The organism is Corynebacterium sp. ACRQP (assembly GCF_022345915.1).
Lineage (GTDB): Bacteria > Actinomycetota > Actinomycetes > Mycobacteriales > Mycobacteriaceae > Corynebacterium > Corynebacterium lehmanniae.
Genome location: NZ_JAKRMZ010000001.1, coordinates 123,640 through 145,527 on the forward strand (window position 1 = coordinate 123,640; position 21,888 = coordinate 145,527).

Annotated in this window: 17 protein-coding genes; 5 read left to right on the forward strand and 12 right to left on the reverse strand. The window is 64.7% G+C overall.

Annotated elements, in window-relative coordinates:
* Nucleotides 1–9 precede the first annotated feature (9 nt).
* The 5 genes from MHY23_RS00580 to MHY23_RS00600 all read right to left on the reverse strand — a co-directional run bounded on the left by MHY23_RS00580 (nucleotide 10) and on the right by MHY23_RS00600 (nucleotide 6,369).
* Nucleotides 10–801 (reverse strand): ECF transporter S component, encoded by a 792-nt coding sequence (locus tag MHY23_RS00580; RefSeq protein ID WP_239305972.1) that lies wholly within the window; start codon nucleotides 799–801, stop codon nucleotides 10–12.
* A gap of 126 nt (nucleotides 802–927) precedes the next feature.
* Entirely contained in the window at nucleotides 928–2,841 is a 1,914-nt protein-coding gene (locus tag MHY23_RS00585; RefSeq protein ID WP_239305973.1) for an ATP-dependent endonuclease, read from the reverse strand.
* A gap of 33 nt (nucleotides 2,842–2,874) precedes the next feature.
* Nucleotides 2,875–3,969 (reverse strand): DNA cytosine methyltransferase, encoded by a 1,095-nt coding sequence (locus tag MHY23_RS00590; protein ID WP_239305974.1) that lies wholly within the window; start codon nucleotides 3,967–3,969, stop codon nucleotides 2,875–2,877.
* Nucleotides 3,970–4,168: 199 nt separating this feature from the next.
* Nucleotides 4,169–5,164 carry a nucleoside hydrolase gene (locus MHY23_RS00595; RefSeq protein ID WP_239305975.1) on the reverse strand — a complete coding sequence of 332 codons (996 nt, stop codon included), beginning with the start codon at nucleotides 5,162–5,164 and terminating at the stop codon, nucleotides 4,169–4,171.
* Complete coding sequence (locus tag MHY23_RS00600; protein WP_239305976.1) at nucleotides 5,161–6,369, reverse strand: MFS transporter; 1,209 nt, start codon at nucleotides 6,367–6,369, stop codon at nucleotides 5,161–5,163. Before MHY23_RS00600 ends, MHY23_RS00595 begins: the two co-directional genes overlap by 4 nt.
* 158 nt (nucleotides 6,370–6,527) lie before the next feature.
* On the opposite strand from MHY23_RS00600, the gene MHY23_RS00605 reads away from it, so the two are divergent.
* Nucleotides 6,528–7,052, forward strand: a complete 525-nt coding sequence (locus MHY23_RS00605) for a hypothetical protein (protein WP_239305977.1) — start codon at nucleotides 6,528–6,530, stop codon at nucleotides 7,050–7,052.
* Nucleotides 7,053–7,061: 9 nt separating this feature from the next.
* On the opposite strand, the gene MHY23_RS00610 is transcribed toward MHY23_RS00605, so the two are convergent.
* Both MHY23_RS00610 and MHY23_RS00615 read right to left on the reverse strand, forming a co-directional pair.
* Nucleotides 7,062–7,901: a hypothetical protein gene (locus MHY23_RS00610; protein ID WP_239305978.1), complete on the reverse strand. Its 840-nt coding sequence runs from the start codon at nucleotides 7,899–7,901 to the stop codon at nucleotides 7,062–7,064.
* Nucleotides 7,902–7,992: 91 nt separating this feature from the next.
* Nucleotides 7,993–9,576: a carboxylesterase/lipase family protein gene (locus MHY23_RS00615; protein WP_239305979.1), complete on the reverse strand. Its 1,584-nt coding sequence runs from the start codon at nucleotides 9,574–9,576 to the stop codon at nucleotides 7,993–7,995.
* An 82-nt stretch (nucleotides 9,577–9,658) separates the two neighbouring features.
* Between MHY23_RS00615 and MHY23_RS00620 the strand changes: the two genes are divergently transcribed.
* The 3 genes from MHY23_RS00620 (at nucleotide 9,659) to MHY23_RS00630 (ending at nucleotide 17,987) form a co-directional block, all read left to right on the forward strand.
* On the forward strand, nucleotides 9,659–10,525 hold the full coding sequence (locus tag MHY23_RS00620; protein WP_239305980.1) for a hypothetical protein: 867 nt from the start codon (nucleotides 9,659–9,661) through the stop codon (nucleotides 10,523–10,525).
* On the forward strand, nucleotides 10,521–14,129 hold the full coding sequence (locus MHY23_RS00625; RefSeq protein WP_370645785.1) for an ABC transporter ATP-binding protein: 3,609 nt from the start codon (nucleotides 10,521–10,523) through the stop codon (nucleotides 14,127–14,129). The genes MHY23_RS00620 and MHY23_RS00625 overlap by 5 nt, the downstream gene beginning before the upstream one ends.
* 123 nt (nucleotides 14,130–14,252) lie before the next feature.
* Entirely contained in the window at nucleotides 14,253–17,987 is a 3,735-nt protein-coding gene (locus MHY23_RS00630; protein WP_239305982.1) for a multifunctional oxoglutarate decarboxylase/oxoglutarate dehydrogenase thiamine pyrophosphate-binding subunit/dihydrolipoyllysine-residue succinyltransferase subunit, read from the forward strand.
* Between the two features lie 91 nt (nucleotides 17,988–18,078).
* Here the strand turns inward: MHY23_RS00630 and MHY23_RS00635 are convergent, their stop codons facing one another.
* Nucleotides 18,079–18,792, reverse strand: coding sequence for a hypothetical protein (locus MHY23_RS00635; RefSeq protein ID WP_181888187.1), 714 nt, complete (start codon nucleotides 18,790–18,792; stop codon nucleotides 18,079–18,081).
* A complete protein-coding gene (locus tag MHY23_RS00640) occupies nucleotides 18,785–19,300 on the reverse strand; it encodes a general stress protein (protein ID WP_239305983.1) in 516 nt (171 codons plus the stop codon). The genes MHY23_RS00635 and MHY23_RS00640 overlap by 8 nt, the downstream gene beginning before the upstream one ends.
* 52 nt (nucleotides 19,301–19,352) lie before the next feature.
* Between MHY23_RS00640 and MHY23_RS00645 the strand changes: the two genes are divergently transcribed.
* On the forward strand, nucleotides 19,353–20,489 hold the full coding sequence (locus tag MHY23_RS00645) for an Mrp/NBP35 family ATP-binding protein (RefSeq protein ID WP_239305984.1): 1,137 nt from the start codon (nucleotides 19,353–19,355) through the stop codon (nucleotides 20,487–20,489).
* Here MHY23_RS00645 and tatB read toward each other — a convergent pair.
* From tatB to sigE, 3 genes are read right to left on the reverse strand one after another with little or no spacing between them, the layout of a single operon-like run.
* Nucleotides 20,482–20,901, reverse strand: a complete 420-nt coding sequence (tatB, locus tag MHY23_RS00650) for a Sec-independent protein translocase protein TatB (RefSeq protein ID WP_239305985.1) — start codon at nucleotides 20,899–20,901, stop codon at nucleotides 20,482–20,484. The two genes, MHY23_RS00645 and tatB, sit on opposite strands and share 8 nt — an antisense overlap.
* A 10-nt stretch (nucleotides 20,902–20,911) precedes the next feature.
* Nucleotides 20,912–21,271, reverse strand: a complete 360-nt coding sequence (locus MHY23_RS00655; RefSeq protein ID WP_239306096.1) for an anti-sigma factor — start codon at nucleotides 21,269–21,271, stop codon at nucleotides 20,912–20,914.
* Nucleotides 21,272–21,288: 17 nt separating this feature from the next.
* Complete coding sequence (gene sigE / locus MHY23_RS00660) at nucleotides 21,289–21,882, reverse strand: RNA polymerase sigma factor SigE (protein ID WP_239305986.1); 594 nt, start codon at nucleotides 21,880–21,882, stop codon at nucleotides 21,289–21,291.
* Nucleotides 21,883–21,888: the final 6 nt, after the last annotated feature.

Here is a 21,888-nt window from a genome sequence, read left to right on the forward strand (position 1 = left end):
GTTGGGTGGCTACTTGGGCTGCTTGCTCTGCGGGGCGAAGGCGGCGACGGTGCGCTTCGGCAACGCCTTAACAGTGAAGTACGCCACCAGCATGACAATGACCTTGTCCACCGGGTCCGAGATGAACGCCTGGGTGGTCACGGACGCGATGAGCGAGCCGCCCATCTCGCGGAACAGGCTGACCAGCGCGCCGGTGCCCACACCGGCGGTGCCGCCGTAGACGTAGGCCGCGACCGGGGCGGCGACCATGCCGCCGATAAGCCCCAGTACCAGGCCGAAGCCGATCACGGTGGCGATGTTGCGCAGCGCGTTGAAGCGGTGGATGAACACGCCGGCCAGCCAGCCGATCAGCGCCGCACCCGCGGCGAACGGCAGCGCGGCCGGGTTGAGCAGGCCCCACACCACGTTGTTCAGCGCGCCGGTGGCCATGCCTGCAACCGGGCCAGCGAGCGCCGCGACGAGCACCGTGCCCACGGAGTCCAGGTACAGCGGCAGGCCGATGGAGCCGACGATCTCGCCGACGACAGAGTTGATGATGATCGCAATCGGGATCAGCCCCAGCGTGCGCGCGGGCAGCACCGGGATGACGGCTGCGAGCAGCAGCGCGGTGCCGATGCCATAGCCGGCGAGCAGCGCGATGCCCGGGCCGGAGCCGGTGACCTGGTCCCAGTCCGCCGGGTGAACCAGAACGAAGTACAGCCAGGTGGCGGCGATGAGGACGGCGCCTGCGATGACGAGCGCGCGGCGGGCGGGGGTCCATTCGGCCTTCTGTGCGGCCTGCGTGGAAACGGTGTGTGACATGGAAACTCCGAGTGGTGTGCGGGGAGGAACAGGAAGTACAGCCCTAATCGCCTATGTCACCTCGGCTGGGCTATCGGCTGGGCATTGTAGCAATGAATGTTGGCACGTCACGAATCATGCCGATACTCAGACGAAACCGTTAGCAATACGCTCTATCTCGTTGACCACCATGTCGAAAATCGGATTGTCCTCGCGAAGCGTGTTTAAAAGAACTTTTTGATATTCGAACGTTTGTTTGACACTTGGGCTTTCGCTAGCGGATAACTTAAAATCATCGGCAGTTTTTGACAGCCACCAGAGCTTCCAACTCTTACCCGACTCGTTTTCCCTTGAATCCCCCTCATGAAACGCCTCTTTGAAATCGTCTGGAAATATTTGCTCCGCGAGCATTCTTTCCGGCCATGAGTTACCCAAAAACCCTAGTCGTGTTCGAGCAAAATTAATTAGGCCGCTTTCTACATCCTGCGCGTTCGAAGCATCACAGTGGATAAACTTTTCAGGCTCAGTTTCATGAACATATTCATCCCATGTTTTTTCGAAGCCTTCTCTGCGAATATGAGTATCCAGATCAAAATCTGACAAGCCTAGGAATTTCTCGAATGCAGGCTTTTTCTGATCTCCGTCTAGCAAAATCACAGTGGCAGCCGTTTTCGGGTTGCTTTCCATAGCCAGAACCGGCAGAACTTTTCTTACTATTGAGCTAGCACCACCTGGAATAATCTGAATTTCGACCAAATCCATCCAGTTTGGCCGTTTACGCCTCAAACTCGCCTCTACGATTTCCTTGGTAAGTTCATCTTCTAAATAAATGCATAGGCGCGTATTGTTGCGAGGATTGAACCCTAAGGCATTAAAGGCTTCGGATGGACTACAGCTTTGGGCAAGCAATTTGACCTGATGCGTAACATCATCAAATCCCAAGACCTTAATTGCGCCGGAGGGTAGAGTGTCAACAATTGCCGGAGAATGGGTTGAGAGCACTACCTGCAGTTTCTTAGCCAAAGCTTGGCGCATGAGGAAATCCATGAATCTTTCCTGCGCCCCCGGGTGCAGTGAGATCTCTGGCTCATCGAGCAAGATTAGCGATTGCGAGGGAGCTCGATGTATTTCGTCCACGAGACGTACGACCGTAAACTCGCCGCTTCCCGCATGCGCCTCGGAGTACTCAATGCTTGAGGATTTAAGGTTTAATCGAAAGGTTGTACCAGGAGCCCCGAAGAGAGTGTGCTTGATGACATCTATCCCGTCGATGTCCTTTCCAAGAATGGTCGAGATTTCCTTTACTGCCTCCCGATCCAAGCTGCGCGGTCCCTCCAGGACTCTTGAGAGGATGTCTTTCGCGGTTGTATCACCCTTTAGTGCTTTATCAAGTCTTGCGGCTCGCGCTTGCGCTCTGATGCGTTTTTTCGTTGAAGTGTCAGTGAACCTGTCCGGGCTACTGTGGTTTAAGAACTTGTCAAAAGCACTGATTTCAGCCTTCAAGTCAAGGAACAAGATCGGTTTCTTAATGAGCGCCCATCGGTCTTGATGTTTGTTATCTTGACTCGGATCAGCTTCGAATTTCTTCATTCCATCACGGATCGCTGGCTTCGTAGGCTCCCAATAGTCGGGGTCAGCTTTCCCTTGAAGACGTTCAGGCACATCCTTACCGCGAAACTTACGCGTAACGCGTGCTTTCCTACACTCGGCTTGCCCCGGCTCGCCTCCGTAGGAATAGACAAACCTATGGGGATCTGTATTTGCCTTTGCACCTTCACCGCCGCCCCACTTGTCTATGTCATCGAGCTTGGTGGAAAACCAATACTCTGCGATACTTCTACTTTCAGGCGCAGCAGCTAAAGCGTGAAGAATTGAGGTTTTATTGGTTCCGTTAGGTCCTACTATCGCCGTGATGGGCCAGGTAAATTCAATACGGAAGCCATCCTCAAGCGACTTATAGTGCGGAAACCAGATCGCCGAGATGAACGGCTCGAAGGCCTTCCGATTATTTTCGAAAACGCTTCCAAGCTTCTCTTCGGGGGAGGTGGCACTTCCGTTCATCAGATTCGTCTCCAGTAGTCTGTCAGTTGTTAATTAGTGGACATGGGTTGAGCGTTTCGCTAGTAGCCTTGCCACCGCATCACCCATGGTCCTCGCAAAAGGCGGGGGTACAGCATTGCCAATTTGCCGTGCAATGCTTGTCTTACTTCCGACCCATCGATAATCGTCCGGGAACCCCATCAATCGAATTGCCTCATAATGGGTGATAGCACGATCTTCAGTGGGGTGTAGATATCTCCCTTTTTCTGGTTTGAAGAACTCGGTTCTGATCGTAACTGAGGGCCGATCCAGATATAGACGCCCCATCACATCCGTGTTTCCCTTCTCGTGTCTCTTCCAACAATCTGCCTTCAGATGCTCAGGTAAATCGAACCTATTACCTCCAGGTACCGAAATGTATTTAAACCGTTTAAGCGATAGGTCACTGTAGCGCCGCCCAAGATGAAGCTCTCTCGACTCAAAAGGACCCGGGCGTTTTAGTCCGTTGAAGTAGGTAAAACGCGAAGGCAGATCGATGTCACTCACCCTCTGTTTCACATCTTCGAAGCTGTCACCTACTGTTAAAGGAGCCTTTGTGGTGGGAGGCGGGTAATCTAGCGTTGGTTGATCCCTACGCGAGCCCAGGATAACCATCCTTCTACGGTTTTGGGGTACCCCGTAATCAGCACAGTTAACTGTCCTAATTGGTGCGATTACATAATCTTGAAGGAGACCGCCCGAAAGCTCACGCTCAAAAAACTGTCGCTCGGGGGACTGCGAAAACTGTGGAACGTTCTCCATCAGGAAATATTTTGGAAGCGCTTGGCCTATGGCTTGTGCGTAAGAGCGCCAAAGGTCGTTGTAAAGACCTGCGGGGTCTCCCTTCCCCAAACGAGAAAACCCTTGGCACGGTGGTCCACCAATGACAACATCGCACTCCGGAATAGACCTGTCCTGGACAACATCCCGCATGTCTCTTTGCAGCACTGTTGCTTCCGGGAAGTTTTCGCTAAACGTTGCAGCTGGATCTGCTTCAAGCTCGACAGCCATTCGAGTTTTGAATATTTGGCCATCGCTCCCATTTTTCACCGCCTGAAAACCACAGGACAGCCCGCCCGCCCCCGAAAACAGATCGACTACGGAATACACAATTTGACCCTCAGTTTTTCCGAAATTTGCCTATGCGGAAGCATCTTCAAGGATAACTATTAGCAGAAGATCGCAATGCGACCATACTGCAAGCGAAGATTCAGATCGCAGCCTGCTCATGCACTAAGAGATTGATGCTCGGCGCTCTATACGCAAGGAGATCCCTGCAGACCTTTAAAGTAACGATACAGTTGCACTCCTAGTCGTCGGCGCGCAGGTGGCGCAGCTCCACAATCTCGGCGTCGCCTGCGGCGACCTTCGCGTGTACCTCGCAGGCCCACGTGAACCAGCCCCAGGCCATCGCGATGTCAGCCCCGGTGACTAGGCGCGCGTTGGGTTCGCGCTCCCAAATCCCGCGCAGGTCCGCCACGGAGGTGCCGCGCATGAGCTGCGAGTCCGCCTCCACATCGACGGTAGCGTCCTTCCACGTGTATTCCACGTGCCCCAGCGCGATCAGCACGGTGAGCAGGTCGTGGATCTGGGCTTGGTAGCCCTCCCCCACCTCCTCGTGGAACTCGAAGTAGAAGCGGGTGATCGCCTCCAGGTGTTCGGCGAGCGGGGAACCGCCAAGCTTATCGACGAACTCCGCCAACGCCTCCGGGCTGAGCACCATCCGTTCCGTCACGCCGAGCGAGCACAGCGTGATCGGGGTCTGTGTCATGGCGAACACGTCGGCGGCGGCGTGCGGGTCCACCCAGAAGTTCCACTCTGCGCTCGGCGTGGTGTTGCCCGGGTAGTTCACCGCCCCGCCCATGACGGTGATGTGCTTGAGCTTGGCAAAGTGCTCCGGGTGGGTGTGCGCGAACGCGGCCAGGTTGGTCATGGGGCCGGTGACAATCAGGTGCAGGTCGTCTGTGCCGCGCTCGATGGAGTCGATCCACAACGCGTCCCAGTCGTGCTCCACGTGGCGGTGGGGAGCGTGAGCGTAGCCCAGGCCGGTGTCGCCGTGGGTCTCGGGCGTGGTGGTCAGCTCCACCTCGAGCGGCTCGGGCAGGCCGGCGGCCAGCGAGATGATGGGCAGGCCGCTCAGCCCCAGGATCCAGGCGCCGTTTTGGGCGCATTGGTCGGCGGGGGCGTTGCCGGAGGTCGTCGTTAGGCAATCGAGCTCAATGAGCCCCGCGTGGGCCGCGGCGGTGAGGAAGATGATTGCGTAGGTGTCGTCGATGCCGGGGTCGCAATCCAGGATGACTCTCACGGTTTTGTTTCCTTTCCGGCGACAAGCCAGATGATGAACGTGGCGGCGCACACCGCCCCGCACACGCCGAACGCGGCCTGGAAGCCCGCCGCCTCCGCGACGGCGCCGAGCAGCACCGGCGCGAGGATGGTGCCGGCATCCTGCGTCATTTGATACGTGGACAGCACTGTACCGCCGGAGCGCTCGTTGCCGATGATGTCCGCGAGCGTGGCTTGGGTCGCGGGGCTCATCAGGCCCGCGCCGATGCCTGCGGCGGCAGACATCAGCACGAGCGGCCAGAAACTGGTCGCGCCGCCAAGGAGTGTCGTGAACACGCCCGAGGTGGCAAGACCCGCGGCGACCAGCGGGCGGCGGCCGAGGCTATCGGCGAGGCGGCCGGAGAACTGCAGAGTCACGGCCATGCCGAACGCGAAGGCGGTCAGCGCCAGCCCGGCGGCCGCTCCCCCGCGCTCAAACACGGCCGCGGCGAACAACGGCAAGATGGCCACACGCGAGCCCATGTTGACAAAGCCGTTGGTGAACCCGGCGGCCAGCAGCGCCTTGTAGGTGGAGGTGTGCCACGCCTGGCGCACGCGCATCTTCGGCTTGGCCGCGGGCAGCGGCTCGGAGCCCGGCTTCGGCTGGGTCAGTGCGCCGACGGCGACCGCCGCGCCCGCCACCGCGATGCCGTAAATGACAAACGGCGCGCGGAAGCCGAGGAAGGATAGCGCGGCGCCGATGACGGGGCCAACGACGTTGCCGACCAGAAACGCCGAGGCGTACAGCGCGTTCGCGCGCCCGCGGATGGACGGGTGCGTCACACGCACGATCAACGCCTGGGCCGACAATGTGAACATGGTGGAGCCGAACCCGGCGATAAACCGCAGGGCGAGGATCTGCCAATAGGCCTGCGCGAAAGCCACGAAGAACGTGGAGGCGGCGACGATAAGCAGGCCAGTGAGGTAGATCGGGCGGGAGCCAAGCCTATCGACGAGCCGGCCGGCCCCCGGCGCACCAATGAGCCGCGCGAACGCGAAGATCGAGATCACTGCGCCGGCGGCAGCCATGGACACGCCGAAGCTGCCGGCGAACTGCGGGAGCACCGGGGCGATGAGCCCGTAGCCGAGGGCGATGATGAACGCGGCGCCGACAAGGACCCAGATCGTGCGCGGGATCTTCGGTTGAGTGCGGGGTGTCTGCTGTTGAGTTGGACTGTCGGCGTTCATTGCTGGTTAGGGTACATCGCTGGGTAGGGGTGGTCTGATTTGGCAATGTGGCAGATAATTTCCACAAAGCAAAATCACCCCAGGTAGAGGCGATACTTTCGACAACATGTTCGAACGGTCGGCCTGTGGTGTCGGAGGCGCTTCGTAGTGTGTGCGCCATGAAGTTCAACACGAAGAATCCGCTGCGTAGCGTCAGCCGAAACGAGAAGTCCCATTCCCCCGCCTACACCCCGGAGGCCCTCGCCGAAGAGATCCGCGAGCGTCACCCCGCGATCCTCGAGTCCGCCCAGGCCGTCATGCACCACCCGCGCTCACTCTCCCGCCCCACCGCCGCGTGGCGTCCACCGGTGCTCACCCTGCCGCGGGTGGCCAACGGGCCGCAGCTGACACTGGCCGTGACACGGCGCAGGGTCGGCCCACGGGCGCGGGCCCGGATACAGGGCTACGGAGGCAACCAGGTGCCGGCCTATCTGATTGAGGTCCGCATCGCCGACACGACCGGCGCGGTTGTGGACACGGTGCTCACCGAAGCGTGGGTACGCGCGCTGATCCCCGACGACTGCGCGCACGCGGTGCACGAGCTGGCCAGGACGCGCACGGCGAACTACGTGTGGCTCGTCGACGGCACATTCACGCCGGTCGCCTCGCCGTCGTCGATGTTTGATGGGCTCAGCGCTGCTTAACGGCTCAGACTAGCCCCGGGCGGCGTCGCTGCTGTCGTCCTCGTCGATACCGGGGACGCCCTCGTCGTCGTCCTCGTCATATTCGACATCGTCGGTCTCGTCGTCGTCTTCGTCGTCCTGGCCGAACAGGTCGTAGATCTCCGGCTCGTCGAACTCGTCGTCCACGGGCAAAAGCTGCGACTCCCAGTCCTCAGCCTGGTCGGCGGCGAGCGAGAGCACGTCGAAAAGCCTGTCAAAGTCGGTGAAGCTGCCCAGCTCGAGCCGTTCGGCGTCGATGAGGGCCTCGTCGTGGATGGCGTCGAAAAGCCGGGCGCGGTCTTCCTCGGTCAGCTCCGCGTCGCCGTCGGACTCCCAGAGCTCGCCCTCGGCGTCGTCGAGCACGTCGTCGTAATCGTCCGGCAGCGCGATGAAGGTCACCTTGGCGTGCGGGGTGCCCTCGACGGTGTCGATGGTGACCAGAAGCTCGGCGTTGTCGCCGACCTCGGCGCGCACCTGCTGCGGATTCAGGTGGTCCTGGAAAAACTCCAGGTCCCCGATGCGCTCGTCGGTGCCCTCCAACAGGTCGCGCAGCACAGTGATCACCTGGTCGGTGGCCATGTGCTCCGCAACCGCGGCCACGGCGTCCTCCACGGAGAACACCACGGCCACCAGCACGGCCTCGAAATCCTCGTCGTCCTCGTCCACGTCCGCGGCCGCGATGTAGACGTTGGCGGCCGGCAAGTGCGGATCGATCTCCACGAACTGGATCTCCAGCGCCGCCGTCATGGGCACGAACATGGTGTCGCCGCCCACGCGGGACTCGATGCCTTCGCGGTCGAGCGCCGCTGCGATGTCCTCGAAAAAGCTCATGTCGGTGGTTCCTTCCCAAGCTCGGCCACAACGGGCACAAGCCTAGCCACGAATGCTTGCGCATGCGTGGCATTTCCCTGTCACGGCGGGGTTAACTGTCACCCCATGACGGATGGGCGGCACCGAGCAGCGATGCGGCCGAATCCATCAGGTCCTGGCGGTGGATGCCCCACTCGCGCATGTCAAAGCCCTCCCACGCCCTGCGCTGCGACGCCTTCGGGTCCCACTCCACCCGCATACCAGCGTCGAACACGGCCGTCGCACGTCCCGGCCTATCGTCGGAGCGGAAACCGTAGACCGGCCACTCCTCGCCCGGCGCGCCGGTGTGGAAGAACTGCCCCCAGTGGTGCTGCATCACCCGGCTGACCTCAGTGAACGCCTCAGATCCGCCGAAGACGTCCCAGCGCGAGGCCTTCGTGGCGTTCGGTTCGCCGAACACCGCGCCCAGATCGGCGGTGTGCATCGCGCCCAAGCCCAGCATGCGCATCGCGGCAGACGCGTGGTCGAAGCGGTACATCCACGTGCTCGCCTTCCTGCGGTGTGCGGTGGCCAGGATCACCGTCGGCGCCCAGAACACCGCGTCGGCGATGAGGTCGGCATAGTCGCCGCGCTCCCCGGCGTAGTCGTAGGCGCGCAGTACCGACTGGGCGTTGTCCGGGTCGAACGCCTCCAGCGCCCGGCGCGCCGCCCGCTGGCGAGTCTTCGTGGTTTGGTAGATCGCCTTGGCAAAGCTCGCCTCGTCGGAGTTGGTGCCCACGATCAGCGGCACGGCCGCCTGCTCGCCGGCCTCGAAGGTGTCGATGGGGTGCGCGGTGAGCGTCTCCCCGTCCACTGTGGGCATGAAGCTGGTGTTCAGCTGCACCAGTTCCTTAGTGTTGAGCAGCATGGATTGCCCGGCGCGCACGAGTTCTTCGGCGCGGGTCTCGCGCAGGTCCGCGAGCGTAGTCGTGCGCGGCAGGCCCATGCGGGTGACCAGTTCGCGCACCCACATCGCGGCCTGCAGGCGTGAGTGCACGCTGGCCGGCGGCGGCGACTGGGCCACCGCGCCGTGGAACAGCCCGCGCGCAGACGGCGAGCACATCAGGTGCACCACGGCCGCCCCGCCGGCAGATTCGCCCATGATGGTCACCCGGTTCGGATCGCCGCCGAAGTTGGCGATGTTCGCGCGCACCCACTCCAGCGCCAGGATCTGGTCCAACAGCGCGGGCGTGGCCACGCAGTCGTGGCCCAGCGAGCGGAAGTCCAAATACCCCAGCACGCCCAGGCGGAAGTTCACGGAGACGTAGACGACCTGCGTGGCGTCGGCAAGCAAATGCCCCTGCAGCACCTTCTCGTTGCTCGCGCCGGTGACAAAGGTGCCGCCGTGGAAGTAGACCACCACCGGCAGCTCCTCCTCGGTGTCGGGGCGCACGATGTCTAGCGTCAGGCAGTCCTCGGTGCCGATGACGGCGTCGCGCCAGCCGAATGTGCCCTGCATGGCGGGCGGGGCGAACCGTGAGGCGTCGTAAAGCCCCTGCCACCTCTGCGCCGGCTGTGGGGCGCGGAAACGGCCAGTGTGTGCGGTGGAGGCGCCGAACGGCACGCCGCGCCAGGTGCGCATGCCGGAGCGCGCGTCCACCACGCCGCGGACCTTGCCCGCGGTGGTGTCTGCGACAGGGTGCTCGACGGCAGTCATGGCATCCAGCGTAGACGCAAGCGCACAGCATCCAACTATGCTGGACCGACGTAAAAAACCGATTAACGAAAGTGACAGTTACATGTTTGGCAACAAGAAAAAGAACCAGGACCTCGCCGTCCGCCAGGAAATTGAAGAGGCGCTGCGCGAAGACCCGACGCAGTTAGAAAAGGACGCCGGCCCGCTGGGGCGCGCGTTTATCGGCGCGGTGGATAAGGCTGTTCAGATGCAGACCTCCACCATCCGCACCTACGTGAACTGGCTGCGCCGCCAGAACCCGGAGGCCACGCCTGCGGAGATTCAGAATCTTATGGACGAGCACCTGAAAAACACCGTCACCGGCACCGGCGCGGGCGTGGGTGCCGCAGCCGCCGTGCCCGGCATCGGCCTGTTTACCGGCGCGGCCGCAGTGGCGGGCGAATCTGTGCTGTTTTTGGACCTCGCCGCGTTCTACGCCGTGGCATCCGCCTACCTACGCGGCGAGGACATCGAGGACCCGGAGCGCCGCCGCGCGCTCGTGCTCTCGCTGCTGATGGGCGCGAAGGGCCTGGCGATTGTGGACGCCATGCTTGGCGACGACGCCGGCAAGATCCCCGGCAAGTCCACCCTGGCCAAATTCTCCGGCCCGACCCTGTCCAACACCAACAACGTGCTGCAGCGCATCGCCATGCGCTCCATGCGCAAGTCCCAGCGTCGCGCGTGGCTGGGCAAGCTCATGCCACTGGGCATCGGCGCGGTCGCCGGCACCACCGCCAACCGCAAGCTGGCCGACGGCGTGATCGGCAACATCCAGTCCGGCCTCGGCGCGGTGCCGGCAGGTTTTGCCACCCCGCTGCCGGACAAAGACACCGACGAGGATGGCAAGGGCCTGAGCCTGAACCAGAAGGACTTCGCCGCCTGGATCCTGCGCCAGTTCAAGGACGAGGACAAGGACGGCGACAACAATTAACCCCCTGCTCACCAGATCCCTTCGCGCCAACCGGCCCGCAGCCGTCGCCGCCTTTGCCGCCGCCACGCTCGCCGCCGTGTTCCAGACGGCGGTGCCGGCGCTGACCGGCCACGCGGTGGACATCGCCACCGGCAACGCGGAAGGATCGGTGACGCGCACCGCGTGGGCAATGGTCGCCGTCGCCGCGGCCACCTACGCCTTAAGCTTCACCCGCCGCGTCACGTCGGGCCGGCTGGCATCCACCTCCCAACACTGGCTGCGCACGGAAATCCTGCGCACGCTGCACCGCCTGGACGGGCCGGGCCAGGACGACATTGTTACCGGGCAGATCGTCTCCCGCTCCATCTCGGATTTGAACCAGTACCACATGGTGTTGGCCAACCTGCCCATGCTGCTCACGCGCGTGGTGCAGCTCGCGCTCACGCTTGCGGTGATGCTTTGGATGGACATCCCGCTGACCCTGATGTCGCTGGCGCTGTTGCCGCTGATCCTGTGGGAGGCCAACCGCTCGCGCAAAACGCTCTACGCCGCGACCTGGGTGAACCAGCACGCCACCGCGGAGCTGGCGGAGCACGTCGAGCAGACCGTCTCCGGCGTGCGCGTGGTCAAAGCGTTCGGACAGGAGCAGCGCGAGATCGACCAGCTAGATCAGCTGGGCCGCCACCTCTACGCGGTGAAGATGCGCGCGGCGAAGCTCACGGCGCGCTTCCAGCCGGTCCTCTCGCAGCTGCCCAAGGTCGCGCTGGTGGTCACCATCATCGCCGGCGGCATGCTGGCCATCCGCGGGCAGATCACCATCGGCCAGTTCGTGGCGTTCACGGCGTATTTGACCTCCATGACGTCGATGATGTCCATGCTGACCAACCAGTACGTGCGCCTGCAGATGGGCATGAGCTCCTTCGACCGCCTCGACGACGTGCTGGGGCTCGCCCCGGCCGCCGAACCCTCTGCGACCCCCGCGACCGGCACCGGCCTCCGCTTCGACAACGTGCACTTCTCCACCGGCGGCAACCCCGTCCTCAACGGCTTTTCGCTCACCGTCCGACCGGGCGAAACGGTCGCACTCGTCGGCCCGCCCGGCGCGGGCAAAACCATGGCCGTCCAGCTCGCCGGCGGCTTCTACCAGCCGGATTCCGGGAGCGTGAAGCTTCTCGACGGCTCCGCCTCCCCCACCGCGCTGCGCCAGAAGGTCCTGTGTGTGTTCGACGAGGCGTTCTTGTTCTCCTCGTCCGTGCGCGACAACATCGCCATGGGCTCTCACCTCCCGCCGGATGAGCTCGACGCCGCGGTGCGCGAGGCGGCGCGCCTGGCCTGCGCCGACGAATTCATCGAGCGGTTGCCGGACGGCTACGAAACCGAAGTCGGCGAGCGAGGCCTGACGCTTTCCGGCGGGCAGCGCCAACGCATCGCGCTGGCCCGCGCGCTCATGGCGAAGCCGGAGGTGCTCGTGCTCGACGACGCCACCAGCGCCATCGACGCCGTCACCGAATCCCGCATCCTGGCCAACCTGCGCGAGGAGCTCACAGACGTCGCGGTGCTCACGGTCGCGCACCGTCAGTCCACCGTGGACCACGCGGATGAGGTTGCGGTGGTGCGCGGCGGAGCCGTCGTCAAGTGTGGCCCCCGCGATGAGGTGGTTGAGAGCCCGGAGTACCTGGCCACCATGTCCGCGGACACGCCTACGGAGCTGCCCGCGGCCCCGACCCGCACCGATCTGTGGCCCGAGGTCACCGAGCCCGAGCGCGAGCGCGTGATCGTGCCCACCACCGGGCGCGCGTCCACGGTCAACGCCACCCCGGAGCTGCTCGCGCGGGTGGAGAAGCTCCCGGCGGCCACCGAGCAGCCGGATTTGAGCGCCGAGCGCCTGGAGCAGCTGCGCACCCCGTCCAGCGACTTCCACGTGCGCGACCTGTTCCGCGCAGTGCGCTGGCTCATCGCCGGCACCGTGGCGCTGCTGGTGGTCGGTGTGGTGGCGGACCTGGCGTTTCCCACCCTCGTGCGCGCGGCCGTGGACCGCGGCATCGCCAACTCGGACCAGGCAAGCCTGATCCGCACCGGGCTCGTCGCACTCGCCGTGGTGGCGGTGGCGTGGGCGTCCATGACCGTGATGACGGTGCTGTCCTCGCGCTCCGGCGAGCGCCTCCTCTACGGTCTGCGCCTGCGCTCCTACGCCCACCTGCAGCAGCTGGGCTTGAGCTACTTCGAGTCGCGCCTGTCCGGCAAGATCATGACGCGCATGACCACGGACATCGACACCCTGTCCAGCTTCCTGCAAACCGGGCTGGCCCAAGCCATCGTCGCCGTCGGCTCGCTCGCTGGTGTCACGGTGATGCTGGTGGCCACCGACGGCCAGCTCGCGCTCGTCGCGTTTGCCGCCGTGCCCGTCATCGCGCTGGCCACCTGGGGCTTCAGGCACTTCTCCAAGCGCTTCTACGCCGCCGCGCGAGCGCAGATTTCCGCGGTCAACGGCGAGTTCGCCGAGCTCATCGGCGGCATCCGCGTCACCCAGACCCACCTCGCCCAAGACCACTTCGAGTCGCGCTTTTCCGCGATGAGCGACGAATACCGGCGCATCCGCATGAACTCTGTGCGCCTGGTGGGCCTGTACTTCCCCGGCATGCAGTTCGTCTCCCAGGTCATGACCGCGGTGATCATCGGCGTCGGCGCCACCCGCATCGCGGACGGCACGCTGTCGGTCGGCGTGCTCGTCGCGTTCACCATGTACCTCAGCCAGCTCTACGGCCCGATCCAGCAGCTCGGCCAAATCTTCGACTCCTGGCAGCAAGCCACCGTCAGCTTCGACCGGATCCGCGAACTGCTCGACGAGCGCACCACCGTCCCCGACACCGGCACCCGCCCCGGTGCGCACACCGCCGCGTCCGGGGAGCTTTCGCTTGACGACGTCACCTTCGGCTACTCGCCGGATTCAGAGCCAGTCATCGACGGCATGGATTTGTCCCTTTCGCCCGGCTCCACCGTGGCACTCGTTGGTCCGACGGGGGCGGGCAAGTCGACCGTCGTCAAGCTGCTGGCCCGCTTCTACGACCCGGTGGAAGGTGCCGTGCGCGCGTCGGGGACGAACGTCGCCGAGTTCCCGCTCGCGGAGTGGCGGCGCGCGCTCGCGCAGGTGCCGCAGGAGTCCTACCTCTTCCCCGGCACCGTCGCGGACAACATCGCCTACGGCGCCGCCGGAGCCACGGACGCCGAGGTGCAGGCCGCGGTGGAGCGCATCGGTGCCCTCGGCGTCATCGGCACCATCCCCGGCGGCTTCAACGCGCGCGTCGGCGAACGCGGCCGGGGCTTAAGCTCCGGGCAGCGCCAGATCATCGCGCTTGCCCGCGCGGAGATGCTCACACCCGCGGTGCTGCTGTTGGACGAAGCCACGGCCACCCTCGACCCCGCCACCGAACGCGCCGTGCTCGATGCCTCCGACAAGGCGATGGCGGGGCGCACCTCCGTCGTCGTCGCGCACCGCCTCGCCACAGCCGCGCGGGCCGACCGCATACTCGTCGTGGATGAAGGACGTATCATTGAAGACGGCTGCCACGAGGACCTCATCTCCGCAGGCGGAAGATATGCCCATATGTGGGCTGTTAACCGATAACGGGGGTGAAACTATGGGCCCCCGTGGAGAGGAACAACCCAAGTTAGCGCGTTACCAGCGCCGACGATTACAGTCAAAGAAACGTTCCGCGAACACAACCCAGAAGGAAGGCGAGAACCTGCCGTGAGCAGCGAAAACACGTTCGGCCAGAACAGCTGGCTGGTTGACGAGATGTTCCAGCAGTACAAGGACGACCCCAACTCGGTGGACGCCGAATGGCGCGAACTCTTCGAGAACAAGGGCGCTCCGAAGACCGCGAAGGGCACCCCCAACGTCACCCCTTCCGACGAGAGCGCAAGCACTCCGAAGACCGACCCGAAGGTCTCCCGCAGCACCGGCGCCCCGAGCCAGGACGGCCGCGAGACCAAGGTGGACGAGGCAGCAGCCAAGGTCGCGGCGAAGCCGAAGCGCCCCGCGGCCCCGGCGAAGTCCTCCCCGCTGGACAAGGTCAACCAGATCGAGGTTGAGCCCGGCGAGTTCCAGCTCAAGGGCGCTTTCAAGGCCATTGCCAAGAACATGAACGAGTCGCTCGAGGTGCCGACGGCGACCACCGTGCGCGACATGCCGGTCAAGCTCATGTTTGAAAACCGCGCGCTGATCAACGACCACCTCAAGCGCACCCGCGGCGGCAAGGTCTCCTTCACCCACATCCTGGGCTACGCCATTGTCCTGGCCACCAAGCTGCACCCGGACATGAACAAGAACTACAAGGAGGACGGCAACAAGTCCTTCGCGGTGCAGCCGGAGCACATCAACCTCGGCCTGGCCATCGACCTGCCGGGCAAGAACGGCTCCCGCTCCCTGGTCGTCGCCGCCATCAAGGAGTGCGAGAACAAGTCCTTCAACGAGTTCGTCGAGGCGTACGAGGACATCGTCGCCCGCGCCCGCGACGGCAAGCTCACCATGGACGACTTCTCCGGCGTGACCATCCAGCTGACCAACCCGGGCGGCATCGGCACCCGCCACTCCATCCCGCGCCTGACCAAGGGGCAGGGCACCATCGTCGGCGTCGGCGCAATGGACTACCCGGCGGAGTTCGCAGGCGCCTCCGAGGACCGCCTCGCCGAGCTCGGCGTGGGCAAGCTGGTCACCCTGACCTCCACCTACGACCACCGCGTCATCCAGGGCGCGGAGTCCGGCGAGTTCCTGCGCGACATCTCCCAGCTGCTCATCGACGACAAGTTCTGGGACGAGATCTTCCGCTCCCTGCAGATCCCGTTCGCGCCGCTGCGCTGGGCACAGGACGAGCCGAACACCGGCATCAACAAGGACACCCGCGTCATGCAGCTGATCGAGGCGTACCGCTCCCGCGGCCACCTCATCGCCGACACCAACCCGCTGCACTGGCACCAGCCGGGCCTGCCCAAGCCGGACTCCCGCGACCTGCTCATGGAAACCCACGGCCTGACCCTGTGGGACCTGGACCGCGTCTTCCACGTCGGCGGCTTCGGTGGCAAGGAGCAGATGACTCTGCGCGAGGTCATGTCCCGCCTGCGCGCCGCCTACACCCTGAAGGTGGGCACCGAGTACTCCCACATCATGGACCGCGACGAGCGCGAGTGGCTGCGCGACCGTGTCGAGGCCGGCATGCCCAAGCCGACCGGCCCGGAGCAGAAGTACATCCTGCAGAAGCTCAACGCCGCTGAGGCCTTCGAGAACTTCCTGCAGACCAAGTACCTCGGCCAAAAGCGCTTCTCGCTTGAAGGTGCCGAGACCCTGATCCCGCTGATGGACGCCATCATCGACACCGCCGCAGGCCAGGGCCTCGAAGAGGTTGTCATCGGCATGCCGCACCGCGGCCGCCTCAACGTGCTGTTCAACATCGTGGGCAAGCCGGTCGCCACCATCTTCAACGAGTTTGAGGGCAACATGCGCGCAGCCCAACAGGGCGGCTCCGGCGACGTGAAGTACCACCTCGGCTTCGAGGGCGAGCACATCCAGATGTTCGGCGACGGCGAGATCAAGGTCTCCCTGGCCGCCAACCCGTCCCACCTCGAGGCCGTGGACCCGGTCCTGGTGGGCATGGCCCGCGCCAAGGAAGACCAGATCAAGCTTGCCAAGGGCCGCGAGGACCACCCGGTCGTGCCGCTGATGCTGCACGGCGACGCTTCCTTCACCGGCCTGGGCGTGGTTCAGGAGACCCTGAACCTGTCCCGCCTGCCGGGCTACACCGTCGGCGGCACCATCCACATCGTGGTGAACAACCAGATCGGCTTCACCACCACCCCGGATTCCGGCCGTTCCTCCTACTACGCCACCGACCTGGCCAAGGGCTTCGACTGCCCGGTGTTCCACGTCAACGGCGACGACCCGGAGGCCGCCGCATGGGTTGCCCAGCTGGCCACCGAGTACCGCCGCGAGTTTGGCAAGGACGTCTTCATCGACCTGATTTGCTACCGCCTGCGCGGCCACAACGAGGCCGACGACCCGACGGTGACCCAGCCGGTCATGTACGACCGCATCAACTCCCACCCGTCGGTGCGCACCCGTTACACGCAGGACCTCATCGGCCGCGGCGACATCACCGAGGAAGACGCAGAGAAGGCCGCACAGGACTTCCACGACCAGCTGGACTCCGTCTTCTCCGACGTCAAGGCAGAGAAGGGCCAGCCGAGCGAGCAGACCGGCATCACCGAGTCCCAGGAGCTCACCCGCGGCCTGGACACCAACATCCCCGAGGAGCAGTTCAAGCGCCTCGCGGACGCGTACGCGAACCTGCCGGAGGACTTCACGCCGAACAAGCGCCTGAAGTCCGTGCTGAAGAAGCGCGGCGGCTCGTTCACCGACGGCGACATCGACTGGGGCTGGGGCGAGCTGCTCGCCTTCGGTTCCCTGGCGGAGCAGGGCAAGTTTGTCCGCCTCGCCGGCGAGGACTCCCAGCGCGGCACCTTCACCCAGCGCCACGCGGTGCTGTACAACCCGGACAACGCCGAGCCGTACAACCCGTTGGACCACAACGCGCAGGAGAACGGCGACGGCGGCCACTTCCAGGTGTTCAACTCCGCCCTGACGGAGTACGCCGGCATGGGCTTCGAGTACGGCTACACCCTGGGCAACAAGGAAGCCGTGGTCGCTTGGGAGGCGCAGTTCGGCGACTTCGCCAACGGCGCGCAGACCATCATCGACGAGTACGTCTCCTCCTCCGAGACCAAGTGGGGCGAGATGTCCTCGCTGATCGCGCTGCTGCCGCACGGCTACGAGGGCCAGGGCCCGGACCACTCCTCCGCCCGCATCGAACGCTACCTGCAGCTCGTGGCGGAAGGTTCCATGACCATCGCTCAGCCGTCCACCCCGGCAAACCACTTCCACCTGCTGCGCCGCCAGGCGCTCGGCGAGATGAAGCGACCGCTGATCGTCTTCACGCCGAAGTCCATGCTGCGCAACAAGGCGGCTGTCTCGCAGCCGGCTGACTTCATCGAGGTGGAGCGCTTCCAGTCCGTCATCGACGACCCGAACTTCGTCGAGCGCGGCAACAAGGTCGTCGGCGACACCGACAAGGTCACCACCATCTTGCTGTGCTCCGGCAAGATCTACTGGGAGCTGGCGAAGAAGAAGGAGAAGGACGGCCGCGACGACATCGCGATCATCCGCGTGGAGATGCTCCACCCGATCCCGTTCAACCGCCTCTCGGATGCGTTCAAGAACTACCCGAACGCCAAGGAGATCCGCTGGGTCCAGGACGAGCCGGCAAACCAGGGCGCATGGCCGTTCTACAACGAGCACCTGCGCACCCTGATCCCGGACATGCCGGAGATGGTCCGCGTGTCCCGCCGTGCCCAGTCCACCACCGCAACCGGTGTGGCCAAGGTGCACCAGCAGGAGGAGAAGCAGCTGCTCGAGGAGGCATTTGCAAAGTAGCTTGACGACGGAGCACGTCACCGCGCTCCCCCACAAGCGCTAGGGCCCCAGGGTTGACCCCGGGGCCCTTCCTCGTGCCTGGTATGCGTGTTTAGCGCGCGCCGGCGCTGTCGGCGGAATCGCCTGCGGCGGCACCGTCCTCGTCGGCCTCCGGCAGCTCGTCGTTGTAGATGTTGATGTGGGCGTTTTCCATCATCCACGCCGCCAGGGTGTCCTGGACGTCGGCGCCGCCCTCGATGTCCTCGACCATTTCCTCCAGCGACTTGGTGGAAATGACGCGGGTGATGAAGTTCAGGCGGTTGATCTCGCCGCGGTCGAAGCCGGACTTGTCGAACAGCGGGATGATGTTCTGCGGCAGCTCACCGGAACGCCCGCAGCTTTGCGCCGGCGAAGGATCCACGGTCCGCAGGGTGCTGGGCAGGCCCGCGATGGCTTGGTCGTAGACCACGTCCGAGAACCCGGCCGGCTCCTCCTTCGCTTCTTTCTTCAGGCGTTTGGCGGCCTCCACGTCGGTTTCCTCCACGAGGCGGCCGGTGCAGGTCACCACGAAGTCCACCGGCGTTTCCTTCAGCACGCGCAGCGTGTCGCCCGCCGAGAAATCGGCGGCGGTGACGCTAGTGGGACGGCCCAGCTGCTGCAGCACGCGGCTGTAAATCTCGCCCAGGACGCGCTGCTCCGGGTCGTCGGCGTCGATGCCGATCGCGATCGGTTCCTTGCTGGTGCTCTTCTGTCCGAGCGCGGCGCACCCGGACAGCGTGATCGCGCACACGGAAAGTGCCGCCAGGGCGCGGGTGTGTCTACGCATTAGGCTGCGACGTGTCGTCGATAGGCAATTGGCCCGCGATGAGGTCGCGCGCCTGCGGGGCGGCATCCGGATCGCAGAGCACGTCGTAGTGGCCCGCCACGATCGCCGTCGCCGAAGAGAAGTCGCGCTTGCCGCCCGTGAACGCGTAGGCCACCGCCGCGAAAATCACGCCGAAGATCGCGCCGAGGATCAGCGTGGTGGTAAACGTCACCCAGCCCGAGCCCGGCTCCGTGAACACCGAGAGGATCAGGCCCAAAAACAGGCCCATCCACAGGCCGGAAAGCGCGCCGGTGCCCAGCACCTTGCCCCAGGTCAGGCGGCCGGTGATCTTTTCCACCTGCATGAGGTCCACGCCCACGATGGACAGCTTCTCCACCGGGAACTCCCGGTCAGAAAGCGCATCCACCGCGGCTTGCGCCTCCGCGTACGTTTTGAAGCTGCCGACAGGCCAGCCCGTGGGAACCTCGCGCGCGGGCACGCGAGACGAGTTGCTCATGGGATTTGTCATGCCCACCAGTGTATCCGTTCGACCGCGAGGCACCGTTATACTGCAGGGCAACATGGCTACTGAACACAACATCACAGAGCAGGACGTCCTCGCCGCACTCGAGCGCGTGGAGGACCCCGAGATCGGCAAGCCCATCACCGAGCTGGACATGGTGGAATCCGTGCGTATCGACGGCGCGGACGTGGCCGTGGGCATCTACCTGACCATCGCCGGCTGCCCGATGCGCGACACCATCGAAGACAACACACGCGCGGTGCTGGAGGAGCTCGACGGCGTCGGCGACGTCACCGTCACCCTGCACACCATGAGCGACGAGCAGCGCCGCGCGCTCGCGCTGAAGCTGCGCGACGAGCAGACCGGGCCTGCGATCCCGTTCGCCGACCCGGACACGCGCACCCGCATCTTCGCCGTCGCCTCCGGCAAGGGCGGCGTGGGCAAGTCCTCCATGACCGTGAACCTGGCCACCGCGCTAGCCGCGCAGGGCCTGAGCGTGGGCGTGGTGGACGCGGACATCTACGGCCACTCTGTGCCCGGCCTGATGGGCTCGACCGACCAGGGCCCCACGGTTGTCGACGAGATGATCATGCCGCCGATCGCCCACGGCGTGCGCCACATCTCCGTGGGCCAGTTCGTCGAAGGCAACGCGCCGATCGTGTGGCGCGGGCCCATGCTCACCCGCGCGATCCAGCAGTTCCTCGCCGACGTGTACTGGGGCGACTTGGACGTGCTGTTCATGGACCTGCCGCCCGGCACTGGCGACGTGGCCATCACCGTGGCGCAGCTGGTGCCGAACGCGGAGCTGCTCATCGTGACCACCCCGCAGGCCGCCGCGGCCGAGGTGGCCGAGCGCGCCGGCACGATCGCGCAGCAGACGGACCAGAAGATCGCCGGCGTCATCGAGAACATGGCCGGCATGACCATGCCCGACGGCACCGTCATGAATATCTTCGGCGAGGGCGGCGGCGAGCAGGTCGCCGAGCGCCTGACCCAGCTCACGGACTCCGACGTGAAGCTGCTCGGCTCCATCCCCCTGGACCCGAAGCTGCGCGAGCACGGCGACACCGGCACCCCCGTCACCATCTCCGAGCCGGGCTCCCCCGCCGCCAAGGCCATCCAGGCGGTCGCGGATCAGCTGAAGGTGCGCCGCGAGTCCCTCGCCGGCAAGAGTCTCAACCCACGGGTTAAGTGATGTCCTCCCAGGAGAAGCTCCTGCCTTTCGACGGCCGCTCCGCCTGATCCGGCCTCGGCCGCTCCTGCGGCGCAGGCTGGCTCTGCTGCGACTGCGCTGAACGCGGTCCGGAGCGGGTGGGTTCCGGCTCTGATTGCGCCGTGCCTGCCTCGTCTTCGAACAGCACCTTCGCCATCGCGCGGCGCGGGCCCATCGCCGCGTACTGGGAGACGGTGTTGATGGGCTTTTTAAACTCTTCGAATTCGCCCAGCTCCCCGTTGAGCTCGGCCTTGGCGTTGTTGATCGCCTTCTTCGCGGCGTAGATCGCCGCGCGCACATCCTCCACGACAGACGGCAGGCGTTCGGGCCCGATCACGATGAGCCCGATGATCAGGATGAAGAAAATCTCGCCCCAGCCGATGTTGGAAAACACCTACAACACCCTACTCCCCGCGGCGCTTCAGCGCGCCCAGAGCCGACTGCAGCGCCGATCCGAGGTCCGTGGCCAGCTTCCTGCCCCGACCGCTCGACGCTTGTGCTTCGTCCACCCCGTCGAGGTCCTCGGCGCACATGCCCGCCAGGCGCTCCACCAGCGACACCGGGGCGTGCACGCTGGAGTTATCCACCACGCGAAGCCGGTTCGCGGCGCGGCGCTGGGCGTCGACCTCGGCGCTGCACTCCTCGCAATCCTCCAAGTGGCGGGCGGCGCGACGGAACGCCGCATCTGACAGCTCGCCGTCCACGAAGGCGGCGACCGCCTCCGGGTTCAGGTGGTCGGTGGAGTTGAATTCGCGTTTGGACATTGACATCACGTCGCTTGTTAGCGGGTGCGGATGAGTTCCTTCGCGTGCGCGTCGTCAAGCGCCTGCTTCTCCAGCGACTCCCGCAACTGCGCGCGCCCGCGGTGGATGCGGGAGCGCACCGTGCCCATCTTCACCCCAAGGGTGTCGCCGATTTCCTCGTAGGTCATGCCCATCACGTCACAGAGCACGACGGCGACGCGGAAATCCGGCGCGAGATCGTCCAGCGCGCGCTGCAGCGCCGGGTCCAGGTTGGCCACGTTGTAGGCCTCCTCCGGCGTCATGTCAGTGCCGGGCACGCGCTCGTAGTCCTCCGGCAGCGCCTCCATGCGGATCTTCGCGCGGCGGCGCACCATGTCCAAAAACAGGTTGGTGGTGATGCGGTGCAGCCAGCCCTCGAAGGTGCCGGGCTGGTAGTTCTTCAGGCTGCGGAACACGCGCATGAAGGTCTCCTGCGTCAGGTCCTCCGCGTCGTGCTGGTTGCCGGAGAGGCGGTAGGCAAGGCGGTAGACGCTGTCGGCGTGTTCCTGCACCAGCTCCGACCAGGTGGGCATTGCCCCCTCGCCTGCGTCGAACGCGGCAGTGCCGGACAGCTGGCTTTCCTCAGAGGTCATAACGGA

What these genes read in the sequence shown, in the direction of transcription:
- MHY23_RS00580 (WP_239305972.1), bottom strand. Translation starts at nt 801, where the DNA reads ATGTCACACACCGTTTCCACGCAGGCCGCACAGAAGGCCGAATGGACC.
- MHY23_RS00585 (WP_239305973.1), bottom strand. Translation starts at nt 2,841, where the DNA reads ATGAACGGAAGTGCCACCTCCCCCGAAGAGAAGCTTGGAAGCGTTTTC.
- MHY23_RS00600 (WP_239305976.1), bottom strand. Translation starts at nt 6,369, where the DNA reads ATGAACGCCGACAGTCCAACTCAACAGCAGACACCCCGCACTCAACCG.
- MHY23_RS00605 (WP_239305977.1), top strand. Translation starts at nt 6,528, where the DNA reads ATGAAGTTCAACACGAAGAATCCGCTGCGTAGCGTCAGCCGAAACGAG.
- MHY23_RS00610 (WP_239305978.1), bottom strand. Translation starts at nt 7,901, where the DNA reads ATGAGCTTTTTCGAGGACATCGCAGCGGCGCTCGACCGCGAAGGCATC.
- MHY23_RS00615 (WP_239305979.1), bottom strand. Translation starts at nt 9,576, where the DNA reads ATGACTGCCGTCGAGCACCCTGTCGCAGACACCACCGCGGGCAAGGTC.
- MHY23_RS00620 (WP_239305980.1), top strand. Translation starts at nt 9,659, where the DNA reads ATGTTTGGCAACAAGAAAAAGAACCAGGACCTCGCCGTCCGCCAGGAA.
- MHY23_RS00635 (WP_181888187.1), bottom strand. Translation starts at nt 18,792, where the DNA reads ATGCGTAGACACACCCGCGCCCTGGCGGCACTTTCCGTGTGCGCGATC.
- MHY23_RS00640 (WP_239305983.1), bottom strand. Translation starts at nt 19,300, where the DNA reads ATGACAAATCCCATGAGCAACTCGTCTCGCGTGCCCGCGCGCGAGGTT.
- MHY23_RS00645 (WP_239305984.1), top strand. Translation starts at nt 19,353, where the DNA reads ATGGCTACTGAACACAACATCACAGAGCAGGACGTCCTCGCCGCACTC.
- MHY23_RS00655 (WP_239306096.1), bottom strand. Translation starts at nt 21,271, where the DNA reads ATGTCCAAACGCGAATTCAACTCCACCGACCACCTGAACCCGGAGGCG.
- sigE (WP_239305986.1), bottom strand. Translation starts at nt 21,882, where the DNA reads ATGACCTCTGAGGAAAGCCAGCTGTCCGGCACTGCCGCGTTCGACGCA.